General features: G+C 58.7%; 5 protein-coding genes. 3 read left to right on the forward strand and 2 right to left on the reverse strand.

The window, feature by feature from the left end; genetic code table 11:
• On the reverse strand, window positions 1-495 hold a 495-nt coding region (locus VNX23_RS25930), incomplete at its 3' end, for a LysR substrate-binding domain-containing protein (RefSeq protein WP_325634418.1).
• 178 nt (window positions 496-673) lie between these two features.
• Here VNX23_RS25930 and VNX23_RS25935 point away from each other — a divergent pair.
• The 3 genes from VNX23_RS25935 to VNX23_RS25945 all read left to right on the forward strand — a co-directional run bounded on the left by VNX23_RS25935 (window position 674) and on the right by VNX23_RS25945 (window position 2,837).
• Window positions 674-1,072 carry a nuclear transport factor 2 family protein gene (locus VNX23_RS25935; RefSeq protein ID WP_325634419.1) on the forward strand — a complete coding sequence of 133 codons (399 nt, stop codon included), beginning with the start codon at window positions 674-676 and terminating at the stop codon, window positions 1,070-1,072.
• A 63-nt stretch (window positions 1,073-1,135) separates the two neighbouring features.
• Window positions 1,136-2,608 carry an MmgE/PrpD family protein gene (locus VNX23_RS25940; RefSeq protein WP_325634420.1) on the forward strand — a complete coding sequence of 491 codons (1,473 nt, stop codon included), beginning with the start codon at window positions 1,136-1,138 and terminating at the stop codon, window positions 2,606-2,608.
• Window positions 2,609-2,639: 31 nt separating this feature from the next.
• Window positions 2,640-2,837, forward strand: a complete 198-nt coding sequence (locus VNX23_RS25945; protein ID WP_414643082.1) for an ABC transporter substrate binding protein — start codon at window positions 2,640-2,642, stop codon at window positions 2,835-2,837.
• A gap of 306 nt (window positions 2,838-3,143) precedes the next feature.
• Here the strand turns inward: VNX23_RS25945 and VNX23_RS25950 are convergent.
• On the reverse strand, window positions 3,144-4,085 hold a 942-nt coding region (locus VNX23_RS25950), incomplete at its 5' end, for a serine hydrolase domain-containing protein (protein ID WP_325634421.1).

Here is a 4,085-nt window from a genome sequence, read left to right on the forward strand (position 1 = left end):
GTGTGGCGCGACTTGGCCGATGACGGGCTGGAAGCCAGCTTTCCGACAGGCGTCGACAATCGTGTCATAGAGCGTCGGAGCGATTTCCCGCGGAAACAACAGAAACGGATCGTCCTTCAATATCGCGAGATCGATCTCTTCAAGAGCGGAAGCAGGATGCCGCTTGGGAAGGGCGACCACAATCGGGTCATCTGAGAGCCGGCGCAGCTGTAGCTCTTCGGTACCGGACGTGCCTGGCCGCAGGAACACGACGTCGAGCGTTCCCTCGCGCAAGCCGGTAATGAGCCGTGTTGTATTCGCTTCCTCCAGCGTGAGGTGGATTTCCGGGTAGGCGCGGCGAAAGGTGCGGATCGCCGACGGTACAACGACGTTAAACGTCGCCGTCGACGTGAATCCGACACGCAGCGATCCGGTCTCGCCGCGCGCTGCGCGCCGCGCCGCCATGGTGGCGCGCTCGGCGATCAACGGCATCTCCTCCACACCGGCCAGGAACACCTTGCCGGCCTCCGTGAGCTCCGCGCCGTGGGCCAGGCGATATCTCCAAAACAGATCACGAAAGCCTCTATCATATATTGGACCAATGAGGCGCGCAGGTCTAGGTTTTGGGGCAAGGACAATTCGTCCGAACGAACGTCGAGCAACGGAGTTGCTCGCGTAAAGACAGGAGGCACTTATGATTACCGAAGTCGACGTCCGAAAAATCTTCAAGGGTCTCGAGCAAGGCGACGGCGCGGGTTTTTTCGAGCATGTAGACGATAAGGTCGACTGGATTGTCGAAGGGACCCATCCGCTCGCCGGTCACTATAAGTCGAAATCTGATTTCGTGGCGGGGACCTTCGCGAAGCTGGCCGAGGTTCTGCCTCGCGGAGCTCAACTCGTCGTCGAGCATCTGCTCGTGAAGGACGATCAGGCGGTCGTAGAACTTCATTCCTTGGCGACCGCGAAGAATGGTCTCAGATTCGACAACCGCTATTGCTGGGTCTGCCGCTTTGCGAATGACACGATAGTGGAGGTTCGAGCATATCTCGATTCCGCCCTCGTGGCGCGCCTGTTCGCCGAGAATCCGATCTAGCGGGAGTGATCCTCCGGAGAGGAGCATCACCGAGCGACATGTGCATCGTGAAGGACGCCGAACATGAAGGACCATCCTCGAAGATTCTTGCAAGCGGTCGAGTCGGGCATGGCAAGCCAGCCCGCCGCTGACGGCCACTGTGCAGAAAAACCGAAGGCGATCATCAGCGGCCAAAGCCAAGCCGAGGGCATGGCGAAATTCGCGTGCAGGGTGACATACCAAGACCTCACTCCCGAGCGGCGGGAACGGCTTAAGGTGAGCATTCTGGATTCGTTGGCCTGCGCCATCGTTGCCATCGGAGCACCACCGACTGCGGCGTGCTTGGCTCAGGCAAAAGAGTTCGGCGGCCTGAATGGTCGTTGCACACTCATCGGCGGCGGCACAGCCAACGTCGTCTACGCGACTTCGTACAATACGGCACTGGTTCGCTACATCGATTTCATGGACAGTTTCCTCGCCGGTCCCGAGCTCTGTCATCCGTCCGACAACACCGGAGCGGTGCTTGGCGGCTGCGAGCACGCCGGACGATCAGGCAAAGAGTTCTTGACCGCACTAGCGGTTGCTTACCAAGTACAGTCGATGCTGACCGCCTCCGCGCCGTTCATGGAGCGCGGCTTTGACCTTACGACCGCGCTGCCCTACTCGGTAGGCGCCGGAGTCGCCAAAGCGCTCGCGCTGGACGAGGTAAAGACAGCGGCTGCTATAGAAATCTGCGGTCAAACCGGATTTCAGCTGCTTGTTGCACGGACCACTCCGATCTCGCAATGGAAGGGCCTGACCTCGTCACAAGTGGCTTTCGGGTGTGTCAACGCGGTCTTCCTGGCATCGCGGGGAGTAACCGGACCGAAGTATGTGATTGAAGGTTCATGTGGACTGGCTCAGGCGCTCGACCAGGCGGTCAACATCGACTGGAAGCATGCAAAATTGGATTGCTTCGATCGGCTTTCTCTAAAGAGCTACAACAGCGCCGTCCCTACTGAATCGGCGATCTGCTGCATCCTCGAGTTACACAAGATCTACCCATTTGATCCCGCCGAGATCGTGAGCATCGAAGCCGATGTGGTCCAGGACACTTATGACTTCACTGGCGGTGGACGCTTCGGTCCAAAGACCAACGTCCATACCAAGGAAGACGCCGATCATAGCCTTCCCTACCTGCTGGCGGTTGCCTTGTTTGATCGCGATGTTCAGACGGCACAGCTCAACCCCGAACGAATTGCGAAGCCGGACGTCCAAAGCCTTCTCCTTAAGGTCAGCGTGAAACCAGACGAGAGCTTCACGGCTCGTTTTCCTGCCGAGTTCCCTAGCCGGATAACCGTGCGGCTTAAAAGCGGTCAGTCGTTCAGCCACGAGGTATCGAATTATCCTGGATTTCCGACGCGGCCATTCAGCTGGGAGGAGATCAGCGCCAAGTTCGACAAGCTCACGGCAGGCCATGTCGGCGCGCAATTGGGCCGTGACATCAAGAGCGCCGTGCGGTCGCTTGAGAATATCCAGGTCAGCGATCTGACAAAGCTGCTTGCCGAAGTGAATTGAAAATTGGAGATAGAGGTTTCTGCAACGGCAATTGAAGTCCGTTTCTGGCCCGTCGCTCCGCCGCGCACCGTTTTACGTCGACAAAATACTGAAAGGCGCAAAGCGTGCCGACCTGCCCGTCGAACGGCCGACAAAGTTCAAGCTGGTCGTCAATCTCAAAACTGCGAGCGCGCTCGGCCTCACCCTAACGCCGACGCTGGTCGCCACTGCCGACGAGGTAATCGAATAGGCGGCGCGGCGATCGCGTGATAGCTTACTTCGGTGCAGCGCAAAAAGATGCGATTGGCACATCGGCGAGGTCGCACCGGCTCCGACTTTGGTCTGCGATACGCTGCTAAGCGGACATCTTAGTAAAGACTGAGGCAGCCGGTCATGCGATTGCAGCGTAAAGTGCCCGTTCGAAAGCGATCATCGTCTCTTGTACAATGGGATCACCGATAGGTAGGATCTGCATCAAGGCGACGGCCGTGATCCGCTTCTTGAGATCAATCCAGAAGTAAGTGTTGTGGACTCCGTGCCACGTCAGGCTTCCGGCCTAACGAAAGCCTTCAATGTCCTCCGTGTTGATGAGGAAAGTCAGCCCCCATTTCTTGATTTGCCCAGGGAATGTTTCGACTTCAAGCGCCAGCGCAGGGTTATTGCTGCGCACCATGGGGACGTTAAGGTCGCCGATGGCATTGCGCGCCATCAGCTTGACCGTCTCCGGCTTGAGCACTTCGACGCCGTCGAGCGCGCCGCCTGCCAGCAGCATACGAGTAAAAGTGACGTAGTCAGGCGCGGTGGAGAAGAGCCCTGCGCCGCCAGTGTGAAACTCCGCTTCCTCCATGGGCTCGATGCTGATCGCGATCGGTTTGCCGTCGGGGCCTCGCATGTGCGTTCCGACGAGACGCCGTGCCATGTCGTTGCGCAACAAGAAGCCCGTGTCACGCATGCCGAGCGGATCAAGGATGTGCCGCCGGAAGTAACTTTCCAAATCCTCGCCGGTCACCTCCTCGATCACCTTGCCTACAAGATCGAGGCCTATGCCGTATTCCCAGCCGGAGCCGGGATCGAATAGCAATGGCACGCGCAAGGCGTCGTTCCTGCGGCTTAGGATACTGGGCAGGCCGGCGATCTGGACGTAACGAGCTAGATCGGGGTTGAAGATGTCGTAGCCATAACCGGCAGTGTGCGTCAGCAGGTGCCGGAGCGTGACCGGCGTTTTGGGATCACGCAGTCGAGGCGTGCCATCTCCATCGAAGCCCTCCAGCACTTTCACATCCCGTACCAATGGCAATACGTCGCCCATCGGTTGTTCGAGACCGATACGGCCCTTTTCGACCAGCTGCATCGCCGCCGTGCCGGTGATGGCCTTGGTCATCGATGCAATCCGAAACACAGAGTCGAGCGTCATTGGTTCGGTGCTGCCGACTGCTCGGCGTCCAAAAGCACCTTCGTAAATGACGCCGCTATCATCGGCAGCGACTGCGACGACGCC

The sequence above is a fragment of the Bradyrhizobium sp. genome (assembly GCF_035570375.1).
Lineage (GTDB): Bacteria > Pseudomonadota > Alphaproteobacteria > Rhizobiales > Xanthobacteraceae > Bradyrhizobium.